The organism is Comamonas fluminis, from assembly GCF_019186805.1.
In the GTDB taxonomy this organism is placed as follows: domain Bacteria; phylum Pseudomonadota; class Gammaproteobacteria; order Burkholderiales; family Burkholderiaceae_C; genus Comamonas; species Comamonas fluminis.
The window spans coordinates 757,457-774,642 of the sequence record NZ_CP066783.1; the positions used below are offsets into that span (position 1 = coordinate 757,457).

At 57.4% G+C, this 17,186-nt stretch carries 12 protein-coding genes; 9 read left to right on the forward strand and 3 right to left on the reverse strand.

Annotation, left to right across the window (positions count from 1 at the left end):
• Nucleotides 1–5 precede the first annotated feature (5 nt).
• The 6 genes from JDW18_RS03770 (at nt 6) to JDW18_RS03795 (ending at nt 6,423) form a co-directional block, all read left to right on the forward strand.
• Nucleotides 6–1,643: an Ig-like domain-containing protein gene (locus tag JDW18_RS03770; RefSeq protein ID WP_218242411.1), complete on the forward strand. Its 1,638-nt coding sequence runs from the start codon at nt 6–8 to the stop codon at nt 1,641–1,643.
• A gap of 167 nt (nt 1,644–1,810) precedes the next feature.
• Nucleotides 1,811–2,341, forward strand: a complete 531-nt coding sequence (locus JDW18_RS03775; RefSeq protein ID WP_246610266.1) for a shikimate kinase — start codon at nt 1,811–1,813, stop codon at nt 2,339–2,341.
• A 65-nt stretch (nt 2,342–2,406) separates the two neighbouring features.
• Nucleotides 2,407–3,504: a 3-dehydroquinate synthase gene (aroB, locus tag JDW18_RS03780; RefSeq protein ID WP_218242412.1), complete on the forward strand. Its 1,098-nt coding sequence runs from the start codon at nt 2,407–2,409 to the stop codon at nt 3,502–3,504.
• 47 nt (nt 3,505–3,551) lie between these two features.
• The gene (locus JDW18_RS03785; protein WP_218242413.1) at nt 3,552–4,727 is read left to right on the forward strand and encodes a deoxyguanosinetriphosphate triphosphohydrolase; all 1,176 of its coding nucleotides are present in this window, start codon (nt 3,552–3,554) and stop codon (nt 4,725–4,727) included.
• Between the two features lie 146 nt (nt 4,728–4,873).
• Nucleotides 4,874–5,491: a DUF1415 domain-containing protein gene (locus JDW18_RS03790; protein ID WP_218242414.1), complete on the forward strand. Its 618-nt coding sequence runs from the start codon at nt 4,874–4,876 to the stop codon at nt 5,489–5,491.
• Nucleotides 5,491–6,423 carry a class I SAM-dependent methyltransferase gene (locus JDW18_RS03795; protein WP_218242415.1) on the forward strand — a complete coding sequence of 311 codons (933 nt, stop codon included), beginning with the start codon at nt 5,491–5,493 and terminating at the stop codon, nt 6,421–6,423. Before JDW18_RS03790 ends, JDW18_RS03795 begins: the two co-directional genes overlap by 1 nt.
• A gap of 11 nt (nt 6,424–6,434) precedes the next feature.
• Here the strand turns inward: JDW18_RS03795 and pgi are convergent, their stop codons facing one another.
• On the reverse strand, nt 6,435–8,042 hold the full coding sequence (pgi, locus tag JDW18_RS03800; RefSeq protein ID WP_218242416.1) for a glucose-6-phosphate isomerase: 1,608 nt from the start codon (nt 8,040–8,042) through the stop codon (nt 6,435–6,437).
• 25 nt (nt 8,043–8,067) lie between these two features.
• Nucleotides 8,068–9,030 (reverse strand): transaldolase, encoded by a 963-nt coding sequence (tal, locus tag JDW18_RS03805; protein ID WP_218242417.1) that lies wholly within the window; start codon nt 9,028–9,030, stop codon nt 8,068–8,070.
• A 249-nt stretch (nt 9,031–9,279) separates the two neighbouring features.
• Here tal and JDW18_RS03810 point away from each other — a divergent pair, with 249 nt between their 5' ends.
• Nucleotides 9,280–10,128, forward strand: coding sequence for a MurR/RpiR family transcriptional regulator (locus JDW18_RS03810; RefSeq protein ID WP_218242418.1), 849 nt, complete (start codon nt 9,280–9,282; stop codon nt 10,126–10,128).
• Between the two features lie 20 nt (nt 10,129–10,148).
• Here the strand turns inward: JDW18_RS03810 and pcaF are convergent, their stop codons facing one another.
• Entirely contained in the window at nt 10,149–11,360 is a 1,212-nt protein-coding gene (gene pcaF / locus JDW18_RS03815) for a 3-oxoadipyl-CoA thiolase (protein WP_218242419.1), read from the reverse strand.
• A gap of 145 nt (nt 11,361–11,505) precedes the next feature.
• Here pcaF and JDW18_RS03820 point away from each other — a divergent pair, with 145 nt between their 5' ends.
• A complete protein-coding gene (locus JDW18_RS03820) occupies nt 11,506–12,213 on the forward strand; it encodes a transposase (RefSeq protein ID WP_218242420.1) in 708 nt (235 codons plus the stop codon).
• 184 nt (nt 12,214–12,397) lie between these two features.
• Nucleotides 12,398–17,134 (forward strand): glutamate synthase-related protein, encoded by a 4,737-nt coding sequence (locus JDW18_RS03825; protein ID WP_218242421.1) that lies wholly within the window; start codon nt 12,398–12,400, stop codon nt 17,132–17,134.
• Nucleotides 17,135–17,186: the final 52 nt, after the last annotated feature.

Sequence of the window (17,186 nt, forward strand, 5' to 3'; positions counted from 1 at the left end):
TGGAGATGAGGTTTTTGATTTCGGCAATTTCTATTGCAGTGATGGTGGTGGCTTGTGGTGGTGGTGGTGGTAGTGGTGGAACTCCGGTTGGTGGGGGCTCTACAGGTGGTTCAACTGGCGGAGGTTCTACTAGTACTGCAGATGCTGCATCTGTTGAAGTTTCGCTTGATAAGACGGTCATTACCAATTCTGGCAGTGACGCTGCAACGCTGACAGTACTGGCTTTAGACAGTAACCGAAATCCGGTAGCAAATGTTCCTGTGAGCGTGACTTTGGATTCTGGTGTCTTTAAGCCAGATGCGAAGGTGACAGATGATTCAGGGCAGGTGACTGGAAAGATTGAGATCGGAGCGAATAAATCTAATCGTGATATCAAGTATCAGCTGAAGGCTGGCACTCAGTCGGCTTCTGGCTCGGTTTCAGTCACCGGTAGTCAAATTGTCCTGAATATGGTTCCATCTCCACCTGTGCCAGGCCAGGACGTGGAGGCGACAGTCAAAGTCTCTGATGTGAGCGGCACAGGCATTGCAGGTACGGAGGTTAATCTTTCAGGTTCCATGTTGAGCAGTGCTCCTAGTTCGGTCAAAACGAATACAGCGGGCATTGCAACCTGGACCTTCAAGGCTCCTGTAACTGCGCAGATGTATACCTTGCAGATCAAGGCTTCTGGTGTGGCCAAAAGCGAGCAGGTGATGGTGACAGGCGGAGGTTCGTTCGTGGTGCCAGATGCTGTAGGCGTCGTCAGTGCAGCAAGCTTGGCCATTACTCCTAACACGGTGAAGCCAAACAAGGATGGTGGAAAAACGAACACAGCGGATTTGCGCGCCCTGTTCGTGGACAAGGACAACCGAGCAATTCCAAACATGCGTGTTCGCTTCGAAATCGTGAAGCCGGGCTTGGGCGATGGTGAGGCTATTTCGTCAGGTGATCAGACAGTTCTTACAAATGCCAGTGGCATAGCTCTGGCACAATATATTCCTGGTAAACGTGTAAGCCCTACGAATGGCGTGACTATCCGCATGTGCTATGGTTTAACAGATGCATCTGTGGCAAATAATCAATGCTCTGCGCCAGTATTGAGCACCCTGACAGTGGCCGAGGACCCAGTTTCCATCACTATTGGTGATAATAACGAGTTGGAAAAAGGCGCCAATAATCTCACCTATATCAAGAAGTTCGATGTGGCTGTCGTGGATGCTGCTGGCGTAGCTGTTTCCGGTTCTGAAACATCAGTTAGTGTTGATTTGCTTCAATATGGGTATGGCGCATTCAATGCTGCAAAGACAGCACATGATCTTGGTTCAGGATATTGCCTGAATGAAGATACAAATCGGAATGGTAACTTGGATGTTGGAGAAGATTTAAACAAGGATGGTAAGCTGACTCCTCCCAAGGCGGATATTGCAGTGTCCTATCTGAGCGGCTCGAAGACAGGGGCGAATGGACGGTTGGCTATTCAAGTGGAGTATCCGCAAAATGTCGCTACATGGTTGGCGTATAAACTGACGGTGAGTTCCAATGTCTCTGGTTCGGAAGGACGTGCAGAGCGTGTTTTCTGGACGGAGTTTGTTGAGGGTGATGAAAAGGATGGCTCTTTCCTGCAATCCCCCTATGGAGCGCTTTTTGCAGGATGTGTCAAATAATGAGGAAGTGAGTATCTTCTAAGGAATTCTCAAGAAGTCTCACTTCACTAAAAAAGGCCTGCATGTTGATCGTGCAGGCCTTTTTGTTATGGGCATGCGTTTGGCTGCGACAATATCAAAAAGAAATGTGAAGTGCGGCCAGAGTGCTGCACGCGAGAGGAGCGAAGTTGAAAACAGATGTGCATATCGCTCTGGTCGGCCTGCCAGGCTGCGGCAAGTCCACCATAGGGCGCTACCTAGCTAGGCGCTGGTCCATTCCCTTTGTGGATGTGGATGCCGTGATTGAAGAGCGCATTGCTTGCAGCATTCGAGATTTTTTTGCGAAGGAAGGCGAGGCGCGCTTTCGGGATGTGGAGCAGGAGGTTCTGGCAGAGCTGCTTGCCAAGGACAAAAAGTCGGTGATTTCTACGGGCGGCGGCGCTGTTCTGCGGGCTGAAAACCGGGTGGAACTGACTGCACATGCACAGGTGGTGTACTTGAGTGCATCGCCCCATGAGATTGCCAAGCGACTGCAGCGTGATACGCAGCGCCCCCTGCTTCAGGTGGACAATCCACTGCAGCGATTGCTGGATCTGCATGTCATCAGAGACCCGCTCTACAAAGAAGTGGCGAATTTTGTCGTGGCAGGCAGCGGCTTATCGGCTACACAGGTGGCGCAGAGGGTTGCGATGCAGGTGGAATTGGGACAGCATTCCTGATTTATGTGAAAAGTGCCTCTAGCGTATGTTGAATATGCGCTGGCTGCTATGTATTTTGAGAGGATATGGACGTGGAAACGGTGCACATTGATCTGGGCGAGCGCAGCTATCACATCGTAATTGCGGAGGGCTTGCTGACGCAGAGTTCAATTTGGAGTGAGTTGCCCAAGTCTGCAACTGCCCTGATCGTGACGAATGATGTGGTGGCACCTCTCTATCTGTTCTCACTCAAGCAGGTGCTGAGTGCGCAATATGCGCAGGTTCACACGGTGGTGCTGCCCGATGGTGAGGCTCACAAGGACTGGCAGACGCTGAATCTGATTTTTGATGCGCTGCTCACCCATGGCTGTGATCGCAAGACGGTGATGTTTGCGTTGGGGGGGGGAGTTGTTGGCGATATGACCGGCTTTGCGGCTGCCAGCTATATGCGCGGCGTGCCTTTTGTGCAGGTACCCACCACGCTGCTGTCTCAGGTGGATTCTTCCGTGGGTGGCAAGACTGCGATCAACCACCCCATGGGCAAGAACATGATCGGGGCCTTCTATCAGCCTCAACTGGTGGTTTGTGATTTGACGACACTGGATACCTTGCCTGCGCGTGAACTGAGCGCAGGACTGGCTGAGGTCATCAAATATGGACCCATTGCCGATATGCAGTTTCTGGCCTGGCTTGAGGACAATATGGATGCCCTGCTGGCCCGTGATCGCAAGGCCCTGTCGCATGCGGTCAAGCGCAGTGTGGAAATCAAGGCCTGGGTGGTGGGGCAGGATGAAAAAGAGTCGGGCCTGCGCGCGATTCTGAATTTTGGCCACACCTTTGGTCATGCGATGGAAGCAGGCATGGGCTATGGCAACTGGCTGCACGGCGAGGGGGTTGCCGCAGGCATGGTGATGGCTGCAGAGCTGTCTTGCCGCCTTGGAATGGTAGATCAAGCCTTTGTGCAAAGACTGCGCCGCTTGATTGAACGAGCCGGTCTGCCCGTGCGCGGCGCTGTCATTGATGCCAAGGACAATGCGGGCCGCTATCTTGAGCTGATGCGCGTTGACAAGAAATCCGAAGCTGGAGAGATTCGCTTTGTGCTTATCGACGGGCCCGGAAAAGCGGTCATGCGCTCCGCCCCCGATGCGCTGGTGCGCGAGGTTATTGACAGCTGCTGCGCCTGAGCTGATAGAGTGGTCTTCACATTTTGATGATTTGTGAAGGCTGCCAAATGAGTTCTCTGGCCTCTTATGCCTGCAATCCTGAGCGCAGCCGCGGACGTCGCCATGAAGAAGCCGCTGCACCCACGCGCAGTGATTTTCAGCGCGACCGCGATCGCATTGTTCACTCTTCGGCCTTCAGGCGTCTGGTTTACAAAACCCAGGTCTTTGTGAACCATGAGGGAGACCTGTTTCGCACGCGGCTGACGCATTCGCTGGAGGTCACCCAGCTGGGGCGTTCCATTGCCAGGGCGCTGCAGCTGGAAGAGGATCTGGTCGAGGCCATTTGTCTGGCGCACGACCTGGGGCATACGCCGTTTGGTCATGCAGGTCAGGATGCGCTCAATGACTGCATGCGGCTTCATGGCGGCTTTGAACACAATCTGCAGAGTTTGCGCGTCGTCGACAGGCTGGAGGAGCGCTACCCTGCATTTGATGGTTTGAATCTGACCTTCGAGACACGGGAGGGGATTCTCAAGCACTGTTCAAGAAGCAATGCTGAGCTGATCAATGCCCGAGAACCTGGTGGCGTGGCGCAGCGCTTTCTGGATGGCACCCAGGCTTCGCTGGAGGCCCAGCTATGCAATCTGGCAGATGCAATTGCCTATAACGCCCATGATGTGGATGACGGTGTGCGTTCAGGCCTGATTTCCATGACGCAGCTGTGCGAGGCCGTGCCGCTGTTCGCGCGTTACTTTGAGGCCACGCTGACAGACTGGCCCCAGTTGCGCGCTGAAGAGGCGCAGCGCAAGCTGCTGTACGAATCAATACGGCGCATGCTTAGCGATCAAGTCTATGACGTCATTGACCAGTCTCGCCTTCAGCTCAAGCAGGCTGGGGTTGCCTCCGCCGCTGATGTACGCCAGTGCCCCAGACCTCTGATTGGCTTTTGCGAAACGATGAAGAATCAGTCATTGGTGCTCAAGCAATTTCTTTTCAAGCAGCTCTACCGCCACCCTCAGGTCATGCAGACCATGGAGAGCGCGCAGCAGGTTGTGCGTGATTTGTTCGCGGCCTATATGCAGGAGCCTGAGCGCATGAAGCCACGCTTTGTTCAGCGGGCCAGGGATGCCAATCAGATCAGCGATAGAGCCAGGGTGGTGGCGGACTTTATTGCGGGCATGACAGACCGTTATGCCGCTCGAGAGCATGAACAAGTGACGGGGCTGCGCCTGCTGGTGAGTTAGGCGCGGGCCCAGCTTTACCGGGCTGCTGAGCAGTCTTTAGCGAGCCTCGTTAAAATGCCTGCCGGTACACGCCAGAGCCAGTGTTTGCGCTCCGTGGATCACATCAGGGGGCGCTTGCCCCCATTTGCATTTTTAAAGGCTGAGTCATGACTGAAATCTCTACTGTCGCGGATCAGGAGTTTCCTCCTGAGCTTGTCATTGAAGACACGGTGCGCTGGCTGGAGAAGGCGGTGATCGGGCTCAACCTCTGCCCCTTCGCCAAGGGTGTGCATGTCAAAGGGCAGATTCACTACGCTGTCAGCCAGGCCACGGATGCCGAAGCCGTGGCCGAGGATTTGTACCGTGAGCTGGAAGCACTGGCAGAGGCCAATGCGGAAAAGCGCGACACCACGCTGCTGATCCTGCCGCACGCCTTGCAGGATTTTCTGGACTTCAATGATTTTCTTGAGGTGGCGGATGCCATGATTGAGGAGCTGGACCTGGGCGGCATTTTGCAGGTCGCATCCTTTCATCCGCAGTTTCAGTTTGAAGGCACGGATGTGGATGATGTGACTAACTGCACCAATCGTGCGCCATATCCCATCTTGCACCTGCTGCGCGAAGACAGCATCGACAAGGCTGTGGAGGTGTTTCCTGAAGCGGAAACCATTTATGAGCGCAATATGGAGACACTCGAAAAAATCGGCATCGAAGGCTGGTTTGATCTGGATGTGGGTCCCCGTTGCCCTGTGACCGGGCATGTCGCAGCAAAGGTGCAGCAGTAATGGCCAAGAATGACAAAAAGCTGGCGGGAAAGAAGCCGGCAGCTACTGGTCAGGATATTTCTGCACAACTCGATCTCAAACCTGGTCAGAGTATTGAGCTGCTCAAGGCGCTGCATATCCTGACGCGGGAGGGCAAGCTCAATCAGGACTCGCGTCGCAAGCTCAAGCAGGTCTATCACCTGTATCAGTTCATTGAGCCAATCCTGAAGGATCTCTCAAAAGACGGTGCTTCGGTCACGCTGGCAGACCATGGAGCAGGCAAGTCCTATCTGGGTTTCATTCTTTATGACCTGCACTTCAAGGCTGCGGGGCAAGGGCGTATCTATGGCATTGAAACCCGCGCTCCGCTGGTAGAAGCCTCTCAAAAACTGGCGGTGGAGCTGGGGTTTGAGCGCATGGAGTTTTTGAACATGTCGGTGGCAGAGTCCACCCATGTTGATTTCATGCCCGCTCAGTTTGATGTAGTGACAGCTTTGCACGCCTGCGACACTGCAACGGATGATGCCATTGCGTTTGGCCTGGAGAAAAAAGCCAAGGCAATGGTGCTGGTGCCTTGCTGCCAGGCCGAGGTGGCAGCCTGTCTGCGTCAGACCAAGGCAATGAGCCTGTCTCGCACCCCGCTGGCCGAATTGTGGCGCCATCCCATTCACACCCGGGAAATGGGCAGCCAGATCACCAATGTGCTGCGATGTCTCTATCTGGAGGCTTGTGGCTATCAGGTCACCGTGACCGAGCTGGTGGGCTGGGAGCACAGCATGAAAAATGAGCTGATCGTGGCGCGTTACACGGGTCAGAAAAAGCGCAGTGCCGCCCAGCGTCTGCGTGAGTTGCTCAAGGAGTTTGGGCTGGAAACACTGGCGAAAGCACGCTATCCCCATTTGCCGGAATCACTGCCCGAGCCGGGAGCTCAGGCGGAGATTGCTGCTGATTGATTAGTGTCCTGTTAGTGTTTCGCCTGCGCAAGGCGCTTCATCAGCCCTTGCGTGGATGGGTCCACGCCTGACCAGTCGTCGCGCTCAAGGTGAGAGTGCAGTTGTGTGGCCAGTTTCTTGCCCAACTCGACCCCCCACTGGTCAAAGCTGTTGATATTCCAGATGGCGCCGGAGACAAAAATGCGGTGCTCATAGAGAGCAATCAGCGCACCCAAAGAGGCGGGGTCAAGTCGCTGCAGCAGCAGGAAACTGCTGGGGCGATTGCCGGCGCAGAATTTCTCGGCACCGTCGCCATCACGTCCAACCATCAAAGCCTGTGCTTGTGCAATCGCATTGATGACCAGGCTCTGGTGGTGTTCACCCAGGTATTTGCCGCCATCGCGCAAAGCGATGAACTCAACGGGAATCACATCGGGCCCCTGGTGCAGCATCTGAAAGAAGGCATGTTGCCCATTGGTGCCAGGCTCACCCCAGACTACAGGAGCCGTTGGAACATTCAAGGCATGCCCGTCGCGGGTCACACTTTTGCCATTGCTCTCCATCTCCAGTTGCTGGAGGTAGGCCGTCAGGCGGCGAAGGCCATGGCTGTATGGGGCAATGCAACGGCTGGATAGTCCGCAGAAATCTCGATACCAGACATCGAGAAGGCCCAGGCGTACAGGAAGGTTCTCTGCGAGAGGGGCTTCAAAAAAGTGAGCATCCATTGCATGTGCACCATCAAGCATGGCTCTGAATTGCTCTGAACCAATAGCAATCGCAATGGGGAGTCCGATGGCAGACCAGAGTGAGAAGCGGCCGCCGACCCAGTCCCAGAATCCAAGGGTGCGCTGAATTCCGAACTCGGCAGCGGCATTTTTGTTGGTGGTCAGGGCGACAAAGTGCTGATCGATGGAGCAATCGGCTTCTGGCGCTTCATTGCCACCGTTCTCCAGAAACCACTGACGTGCAGAGCGCGCATTGAGCATGGTCTCGGCAGTGGTGAAGGACTTGGAGGCGATCAGAAACAGCGTGCTTTCCGGCTTGATGCGTCTGAGCACATGTCCTAGCTCGTGCCCATCCACATTGGAGACGAAGTGAAAGCGCTTGTCGCCATCCACCCAGTCTTCCAGTGCGTTGACCACCACTTCGGGTCCCAGGTGCGAGCCACCAATACCGATATTGACGATATCGGTGATCTCCGGATTGCTGCGTATCTGATCTGCCAGAGCCAGCATTTGATCCAGAGATTCATGTACATCCTGTAATGCCTGGTGCATATCGGGCGACCAGGCGCGAACAACAGGTGATCTTGCAAGCGCCCCTTGGTCTGCAGGCATGCGCAGCAGCCAGTGCATGACACTGCGGTTTTCAGTGTTGTTGATGCGCTCCCCCGACAGCATGGCATCGCGCTTTTGCGTCATGCTGCTTTCGGTGGCGAGTTGCTGCAGCAGAGCCTCGGTTTCCTGCGTCCAGCGGTTTTTGGACAGGTCTGCAAAGATATGGGGAGCCTGAATACTCAGCTGGTTGATACGCTGCGTATCCTGTGCGAATGCCTGGCGCAAATCCAGAGATTGAATTCGCTCCTGATAATGTTTTTTCAGTTGCTGCCAGGCAGGCAGTTCATGGCACAAGGTGGTCAAAAGATATTCCAGTCAGTGATGCATCTCATGCAGCGGCTTGCTGCATCAGTGCTTCCAGCTTGAGTGTGTCGACAGTAAAAGCGCGAATGCCTTCGGCCAGCTTTTCCGTAGCCATTGCATCTTCGTTGAGTGCGAAGCGGAATGCTGCTTCGTTGAGATGAATGCGCTCAAGCGATTGCACCTTGGCATTGGCGGGGTCCAGCGCACGCGACAAGGCGGTGGGGGCGCTGGTTTGCTGAGACAGTTGCGCCAGCAGTTCAGGGGCAATGGTAAGCAGATCGCAGCCAGCCAGTGCCAGAATCTGCCCCGTGTTACGAAAGCTTGCACCCATGACTTCAGTGGCAATGTCAAAGTGCTTGTAGTAATTGTAGATCGCCCGGACGGAGCTGACGCCGGGGTCGTTGGCGCCGGACATGGCGGCTTCATCCCATTGGGCACCTGCCTGTTTTTTATACCAGTCGTAGATTCGGCCCACAAAAGGCGAAATCAGCTGAACTTTGGCCTGACCGCAGGCCACGGCCTGACAGAACGAGAACAGCAGGGTCAGATTGGTGTGGATGCCGCGCTGCTCCAGAATGCGGGCTGCTTCAATGCCTTCCCAGGTGGCTGCAATTTTGATCAGCACCCGCTCGGTATGAATGCCGGAGGCCTGATAAAGCTCAATCAGGCGTTCTGCGCGTGTAATGGTCGCGTCTGTATCGAAGGACAGGCGGGCATCAACCTCTGTGGAAACCCGGCCGGGAATGGTGTTGAGAATCTCGCAGCCGAAGCGAACCAGAATCCTGTCCATGATTTCGTCTTGCGCACGGTCTTTGAATTGCGCCACGGTGGCGCGCATCAGGGGGGCATATTCAGGCTTCTGAACGGCTTTGAGAATCAGGGATGGATTCGTGGTCGCATCCTGAGGCTGAAATTGCGCCAATTGATGAAAATCCCCCGTGTCCGCGACGACGGTGGTGAACTGCTTGAGCGCCTCCAACTGATTCATGTCCATCCTTTGCTGTTATTCAGACGAATAGACAAGTGTAGAGCGTGAAATCGTCATCTGAGTGCGGAGCAAGTCATGTTTTTTTGTCTGGATATGCGCGGCTGATTTCGTGAATCTGGCAAAACACTCACGGTTTATTTGCGGAAATCGGGGCATTTTCAGGAACGCTGCAGCATTGGGCGCTGGTTCGGTCTTATGCTTCACGGCTTCTCCCATTCATTAATGGCATCTGCTCAAACTATCGCGCCTATGCTTGATCGCATCACCGCATCTCTCCCATCCCTGGCGCCCGCAGAGCAGCGCGTGGCCCGTCTGGTGCTGGCGGATCCTCGTGTATTTGCGCATCTTCCGGTGCGTGAGTTGGCCGCCCGTGCCCATGTGAGCAAGCCCACGGTGGTGCGCTTTTGCCGCAGCATGGGGTATGACGGTCTGGCGGATTTCAAGCTCAAGCTGGCCGGCAGCGTCAGCGAAGGCGTGCCGTTTATCCACCGCAGTGTGGATAGTGACGACAAAACCAGCGATGTGATGGTCAAGGTGGTGGATAACGCCGTCGCCGCATTTCTGCAGTACCGCAATGCCGCCAGCACGGCTGCCATTGAGCAGGCTGCCCAGGCCATTGCTGCCACCTGGCAGACCGGCAAGCGCATCGAGTTTTATGGCGCAGGCAATTCCGGCATCGTGGCGCTGGATGCGCAGCACAAGTTCTTCCGTCTGGGTGTGACCAGTCTGGCCACCAGCGACGGGCATATGCAGGTCATGAGTGCCACGCTGCTGGGACCCGGTGATTGCGTGGTCATTATTTCCAACTCCGGTCGCACACGGGACCTTATGGATGCTGCGGATATAGCTCGCAAAAACGGAGCAACCACAATCGCCATCACGGCCAGTGGCTCGCCGCTGGCATCCGCCTGCCAGGTTCATCTGGCTGCCGACCACCCAGAGGGCTATGACCGCTACAGCCCCATGGTGTCGCGATTGCTGCACCTGCTCATCATTGATGTGCTGGCCACCTGTGTGGCTTTGCGCATTGGCCCAGCGCTGCAGCCAGCGCTGGAGCAGATGAAAAACAACCTCAGAGCCAAGCGCTACACGGGCTAATAGCTCTCAAAAAGAGAGCATTAGACCTTTTCAAGAATCAAGGCAATGCCCTGGCCCACGCCGATGCACATGGTGCACAGGGCATAGCGGCCACCCAGAGTGTGCAACTGGTTGATTGCCGTGGTGGCCAGGCGCGCGCCTGATGCGCCCAGCGGGTGGCCCAGGGCAATGGCGCCACCCCATTGATTGACGCGTGGGTCATCGTCCTTGAGCCCCAGGTCGCGCAGAACAGCCAGGCCCTGTGCGGCAAAGGCTTCATTGAGTTCAATGACGTCCATCTGCGCAAGCGTCAAGCCTGTCAGCTCCAGCACCTTGCGCGTGGCGGGCGCGGGCCCTATGCCCATGATGCGTGGCGCCACTCCTGCTACGGCCATGCCTACGACGCGAGCTTTGGGAGTCAACCCATATTGCTCGGCCGCTTCTTCGCTGGCCAGCAGCAAGGCGCAACTACCGTCATTGACGCCAGAGGCATTGCCAGCGGTCACAGAGCCATCCGGGCGCACCACGCCTTTGAGTTTGCCCAGCGCCTCCAGTGAGCCGAGTCTGGGGTGCTCGTCCTGGCTGACGACAACAGGATCGCCCTTCTTGCTAGGGATGTGAACGGGCACGATCTCGCGTGCCAGATAGCCCGCTGCAATGGCTGCGGCAGCCTTTTCCTGGCTGGCCTGTGCCATGCGATCCTGCGCTGCGCGTTCGATGCCGAATTCAACGGCGACGTTTTCGGCGGTTTCTGGCATGGAGTCCACGCCATACTGGGCTTTCATCTGCGAATTGATAAAGCGCCAGCCAATGGTGGTGTCATAGATGGCATTACTACGCGCAAAGGCAGAGTCGGCCTTGGGCATGACAAAGGGCGCACGGCTCATGCTCTCCACGCCGCCTGCAATCATGAGCCGTGCCTCGCCCGCCTTGATGGCGCGAGCGGCAATGCCAACAGCATCCAGACCTGAGCCGCAAAGCCTGTTAATGGTGGCGCCAGGTACATCAATGGGCAGGCCAGCCAGCAATGAAGCCATATGCGCCACGTTGCGGTTGTCCTCACCCGCCTGGTTGGCACAGCCATAGATCACATCGGTGACGGCTTTCCAGTCCACGCCGGGGTTGCGCTCCATCAAGGCCTTGAGTGGCAGGGCAGCGAGATCATCTGTGCGCACGCCAGATAGCGCGCCGCCGTAGCGCCCGATGGGGGTGCGGATTGCATCGCAGATAAATGCCTGAGGGCTGCTTGCCATAAGTGTCTCCGGGTAACTTGATCGCACGGTGATGAATGTGGGAAAAGCGCACCACAGTCTAGAGGTTTCAGCGACGAACGCCTGTGCACACTGGTGACAGGCGCTGGCGGGATAATGAAGCGGCTGATCTCTACCTCTTGCAAACATGGCCCGACTTCCCCGTCTCACACTGGCAAACATGCCGCACCACATCATTCAGCGCGGCAACAACAGCGGCGAGATTTTTGTGGACGCACAGGACCGCCTGACCATGCTGGATTTGCTGCGCGAAATGTCACGGCGCTTTGAGGTAGATGTGCACGCCTATGTGCTCATGCCCAATCACTTTCATTTGCTGTTGACGCCGAAGACAGAGCAGGGCGTGCCCCAGTTCATGCAGGCGGTGGGGCGCAGCTATGTGCGCTACTTCAATAATCGTCACGGGCGCAGCGGCACCTTGTGGGAAGGTCGGTATCGCGGCACCGTGCTGCAGGCGGAGCCTTGGCTGCTGCCGACCATGGTGTCCATGGACCTCAACCCGGTGCGGGCAGGGCTGGTGCCGCGTGCGGTGGACTGGCCCTGGTCCAGCTATGCCCACAACGCAGGCTTGCAAAGCGATGCACTGGTCACGCCTCACGCAACCTTCTGGGCTTTGGGGAATACGCCGTTTGCGCGAGATGCGGCCTATGTCAGCGCCGTCGAAGCAGGACTGGGCTCTCATGCGCAAGAGCAAATCAGCCATGCCGCTTTGCGTGGCTGGGCGCTGGGTGATCCAGATTTCATTGAAAAATTGCAACAAAAAACCGAACGCCGCGTGAAGCGAGAGAAGGCAGGGCGGCCTTCAAATCGCACAGATTCGGTGCAAGAAAGCTAAAAGAGGGTTTCTATCTTCTTGTTTTTATTGGAATCTTCTTTGTGTATTTTATATGTCCCCAATTTAAAATGATGATATGTTTTTTTGATTTAATTGGTATCTGACCCCAATTAAAAAATATTGCATAGATCTATGCGGTGTCGTAATCTTGCGTTCCCCGCGATTGATATAAGAGGATTCCCCCATGACGACGGCTGCAGAGATCAAGCATCTCCAGGACCACGGTCTGTATTCCAAGAGCAACGAGCATGACGCCTGTGGTCTGGGTTTTGTCGCCCATATCAAGGGTGTCAAACGCCATGACATCGTTCTGGGCGCGCTCAAGATTCTGGAAAACATCGACCACCGTGGTGCCGTGGGTGCAGACCCGCTGATGGGCGACGGCGCGGGGATTCTGATTCAGATTCCGGACCAGCTCTACCGCGAAGAGATGGCCAGGCAGGGCGTGGAGCTGCCGCCCGCTGGTGAATATGGCGTGGGCATGATCTTCCTGCCCAAGGAGCACGCCTCCCGTCTGGCCTGCCAGCAGGAGATGGAGCGCGCGATCAAGGCCGAAGGCCAGGTGCTGCTGGGCTGGCGCGATGTGCCGGTGAACCGCGACATGCCCATGTCGCCCACTGTGCAGGAAAAGGAACCTATCCTGCGCCAGGTCTTCATCGGCCGTGGCACGGACGTGATCGTGCAGGATGCGCTGGAGCGCAAGCTGTACGTGATCCGCAAGACGGCCTCCGCAGCCATCCAGAACCTGGGCCTCAAGCACAGCAAGGAATACTACGTTCCCAGCATGAGCAGCCGCACCGTGGTCTACAAGGGCCTGCTGCTGGCTGACCAGGTGGGCGTGTACTACAAGGATCTGTCCGATGAGCGCTGCGTCTCGGCCATCGGTCTGGTGCACCAGCGTTTCTCCACCAACACTTTCCCAGAGTGGCCTCTGGCCCACCCCTACCGCTATGTGGCGCACAACGGTGAAATCAACACCGTGCGTGGCAACTACAACTGGATGCTGGCGCGCGAAGGTGTGATGGCTTCCCCCGTGCTGGGCGAAGACCTGCAAAAGCTCTACCCCATCAGCTTTGCTGGCCAGTCCGACACCGCCACGTTCGACAACTGCCTGGAACTGCTGACCATGGCGGGCTACCCCATCAGCCAGGCCGTGATGATGATGATTCCCGAGCCTTGGGAGCAGCACGAAGCCATGGATGAGCGCCGCCGCGCTTTCTATGAATACCACGCTGCGATGATCGAGCCCTGGGATGGCCCAGCTTCCATCGTGTTCACCGATGGCCGCCAGATTGGCGCCACGCTGGACCGCAATGGCCTGCGTCCTTCGCGCTACTGCATCACCGATGACGATCTGGTCATCCTGGCTTCCGAAGCTGGTGTGCTGCCCGTGCCCGACAGCAAGATCGTGCGCAAGTGGCGTCTGCAGCCCGGCAAGATGCTGCTGATCGACCTGGAACAAGGCCGCATGATTGAAGACGAAGAGCTCAAGGCCAATGTCGTCAACACCAAGCCCTACAAGCAGTGGATCGAGAACCTGCGCATCAAGCTCGATCAGGTGGAAATTCCTGCCGACTTCGTCGCGCCCGCTGCCAAGGCGGACCTGTCTCTGCTGGACCGCCAGCAGGCCTTTGGCTTCACGCAGGAGGACATCAAGTTCCTGCTGACACCCATGGCTGAAAAGGGCGAAGAAGGCATTGGCTCCATGGGTAACGACAGCCCGCTGGCCGTGCTGTCCGACAAGAACAAGCCGCTGTACAACTACTTCCGCCAGATGTTCGCCCAGGTGACGAACCCGCCCATCGACCCGATCCGTGAAGCGATCGTGATGTCGCTGGTGTCTTTCGTTGGCCCCAAGCCCAACCTGCTGGACATCAACCAGGTCAACCCGCCCATGCGCCTGGAGCTGCAGCAGCCCGTGCTGGATGTGGAAGGCATGGCCAAGCTGCGCGAAATCGAAAAGCACACGCACGGCAAGTTCAAGAGCGCCACGATCGATATCACCTACCCGCTGAGCTGGGGCAAGCAGGGCGTGGAAGCCAAGCTGGCTTCGCTGTGCGCGCACGCCGTGGACGAGATCAAGGGCGGCGCCAACATCCTGATCATCAGTGACCGCAACCTGAGCGCCACGCAAGTGGCCATTCCTGCGCTGCTGGCGCTGTCGGCCATCCACCAGCATCTGGTCAAGGAAGGTCTGCGCACCACCGCCGGTCTGGTGGTGGAAACCGGCACAGCCCGCGAAGTACACCACTTTGCCGTGCTGGCGGGCTACGGTGCAGAAGCTGTGCACCCCTACCTGGCACTGGAGACCCTGGAAGACATCTTCGGTCGTGAAGGTGCTCCTATCTCTGCCGAAAAGGCCATCTATCACTATGTGAAGGCCATCGGCAAGGGCCTGTCCAAGATCATGTCCAAGATGGGCGTGTCCACCTATATGTCGTACTGCGGTGCGCAGCTGTTTGAAGCCGTGGGCCTGAACAGCGAAACCGTGGACAAGTACTTCACCGGCACGGCCAGCCGTGTGGAAGGCATCGGCGTCTTCGAGATTGCCGAAGAAACCATCCGCAACCACACTGCTGCGTTCAGCGATGACCCCGTGCTGGAAACCATGCTGGACACCGGTGGCGAATACGCCTGGCGTGCCCGTGGTGAAGAGCATATGTGGACGCCGGAAGTGATTGCCAAGCTGCAGCACTCCACCCGCTCCAACAACTTCAGCACCTACAAGGAATACGCCCAGCTCATCAACGACCAGAGCAAGCGCCACATGACGCTGCGCGGCCTGTTCGAGTTCAAGTTCGACCCTGCCAAGGCCATTCCGGTGGAGCAGGTCGAATCGGTTAAGGAAATTGTCAAGCGCTTTGCCACCGGTGCCATGTCGCTGGGTTCGATCTCCACCGAAGCCCACGCTACGCTGGCTGTGGCCATGAACCGTATCGGCGGCAAGAGCAACACCGGTGAAGGCGGCGAAGACCCCAAGCGCTACCGCAATGAGCTCAAGGGTATCGCCATCACCAAGGGCGAGACTCTGGGCTCCATCATCGGCAAGGACAAGGTTGAATCCGACATTGAACTGCTGGCGGGAGACTCGCTGCGCTCCAAGATCAAGCAGGTCGCATCCGGTCGCTTCGGTGTGACGGCCGAATATCTGGCTTCTTCGGACCAGATCCAGATCAAGATGGCCCAGGGCGCCAAGCCCGGTGAAGGTGGTCAGCTGCCCGGCGGCAAGGTCTCCGACTACATCGGTGCACTGCGTCACTCCGTGCCTGGTGTGGGCTTGATTTCGCCTCCTCCTCACCACGACATTTATTCGATCGAAGACCTGGCACAGCTGATTCACGATCTGAAGAACGTGGCGCCGCACGCCAGCATCAGCACCAAGCTGGTGTCTGAAGTCGGTGTGGGCACGATTGCCGCAGGCGTGACCAAGTGCAAGAGCGATCACCTGGTGATCGCCGGCCACGATGGCGGTACCGGCGCTTCGCCCTGGTCCTCCATCAAGCATGCCGGCGGCCCCTGGGAAATCGGTCTGGCTGAAACCCAGCAAACGCTGGTGCTCAACCGCCTGCGTGGCCGTGTGCGCGTGCAGGCCGACGGTCAGATGAAGACTGGCCGTGACGTGGTGATTGGTGCGCTGCTGGGTGCGGATGAATTTGGCTTCGCTACCGCGCCGCTGGTGGTGGAAGGCTGCATCATGATGCGCAAGTGCCACCTGAACACCTGCCCCGTGGGCGTGGCCACGCAAGACCCCGTGCTGCGCAAGAAATTCACCGGCAAGCCCGAGCATGTCGTGAACTACTTCTTCTTCATCGCCGAAGAAGTGCGCCAGATCATGGCCCAGCTGGGCATTGCCAAGTTTGACGACCTGATTGGCCGCTCCGACCTGCTTGACACCCGCAAGGGCATTGCACACTGGAAGGCCCAGGGCCTGGACTTCAGCCGTCTGTTTGCCCAGCCCGAAGTGCCTGCCGACGTGGCCCGTTTCCATGTCGAGTCGCAAGACCACCTGCTGGACAAGGCGCTGGACGTCAAGCTCATCGAGCGCTGCCAGCCCGCCATTGCCAATGGCGAGAAGGTGCGCATCATGGAAGTGGCGCGCAATGTGAACCGCTCCGTGGGCGCCATGCTCTCCGGCGCGGTGACCAAGCAGCACGCCGAAGGCTTGCCAGATGACACCATCCGCATCCACTTTGAGGGTACGGGCGGCCAGTCCTTCGGTGCCTTCCTGTGCAACGGCATCACGCTGAACCTGACCGGCGAAGCCAACGACTACACCGGCAAGGGCCTGTCCGGCGGCCGCGTGGTGGTGCACCCCAGCCATGAATTCCGTGGCAACAGCGTGAGCAACACCATCGTGGGCAACACCGTGATGTTTGGCGCCACCAGCGGTGAAGCCTTCTTCAGCGGTGTGGCTGGCGAGCGTTTTGCCGTGCGCCTGTCCGGCGCCACAGCGGTGGTCGAAGGCGTGGGTGACCACGGCTGCGAATACATGACGGGCGGCACCGTGGTCGTGCTGGGCAAGACGGGTCGTAACTTCGCAGCTGGCATGAGCGGCGGCGTGGCCTATGTGTACGACGAAGACGGCAAGTTTGCCGAGCGTTGCAACACCGCTTCGGTGAAGCTGGAGAAGGTGCTGCCGCACGACGAGTTTGTCTCGCGTGTCGATCCCGGCATCTGGCACCGTGGCCAGAGCGATGACCAGCAACTGCGCGCCCTGATTGAGTCGCACAGCCGCTGGACGGGCTCTACCCGTGCCCGTGATCTGCTGGACAACTGGGCCGCAGCGCGTGCCAAGTTCGTCAAGGTGTTCCCGACCGAGTACCAGCGTGCACTCGGCGAGATCTATGAACGCAAACAGAAGGAAAAGCAAGCTGCGCAAGCGCAAGCCACTTCCAAAACAGAAGCAGTAGCCGCCAAGTAAACAGGCTGGACGCGGTGGCGCAAACGTTGCCACCGCACTGCTCGCGAACACA

What these genes read in the sequence shown, in the direction of transcription:
- JDW18_RS03770 (WP_218242411.1), top strand. Translation starts at nt 6, where the DNA reads ATGAGGTTTTTGATTTCGGCAATTTCTATTGCAGTGATGGTGGTGGCT.
- aroB (WP_218242412.1), top strand. Translation starts at nt 2,407, where the DNA reads ATGGACGTGGAAACGGTGCACATTGATCTGGGCGAGCGCAGCTATCAC.
- JDW18_RS03785 (WP_218242413.1), top strand. Translation starts at nt 3,552, where the DNA reads ATGAGTTCTCTGGCCTCTTATGCCTGCAATCCTGAGCGCAGCCGCGGA.
- JDW18_RS03790 (WP_218242414.1), top strand. Translation starts at nt 4,874, where the DNA reads ATGACTGAAATCTCTACTGTCGCGGATCAGGAGTTTCCTCCTGAGCTT.
- JDW18_RS03795 (WP_218242415.1), top strand. Translation starts at nt 5,491, where the DNA reads ATGGCCAAGAATGACAAAAAGCTGGCGGGAAAGAAGCCGGCAGCTACT.
- tal (WP_218242417.1), bottom strand. Translation starts at nt 9,030, where the DNA reads ATGAATCAGTTGGAGGCGCTCAAGCAGTTCACCACCGTCGTCGCGGAC.
- JDW18_RS03810 (WP_218242418.1), top strand. Translation starts at nt 9,280, where the DNA reads ATGCTTGATCGCATCACCGCATCTCTCCCATCCCTGGCGCCCGCAGAG.
- pcaF (WP_218242419.1), bottom strand. Translation starts at nt 11,360, where the DNA reads ATGGCAAGCAGCCCTCAGGCATTTATCTGCGATGCAATCCGCACCCCC.
- JDW18_RS03820 (WP_218242420.1), top strand. Translation starts at nt 11,506, where the DNA reads ATGGCCCGACTTCCCCGTCTCACACTGGCAAACATGCCGCACCACATC.
- JDW18_RS03825 (WP_218242421.1), top strand. Translation starts at nt 12,398, where the DNA reads ATGACGACGGCTGCAGAGATCAAGCATCTCCAGGACCACGGTCTGTAT.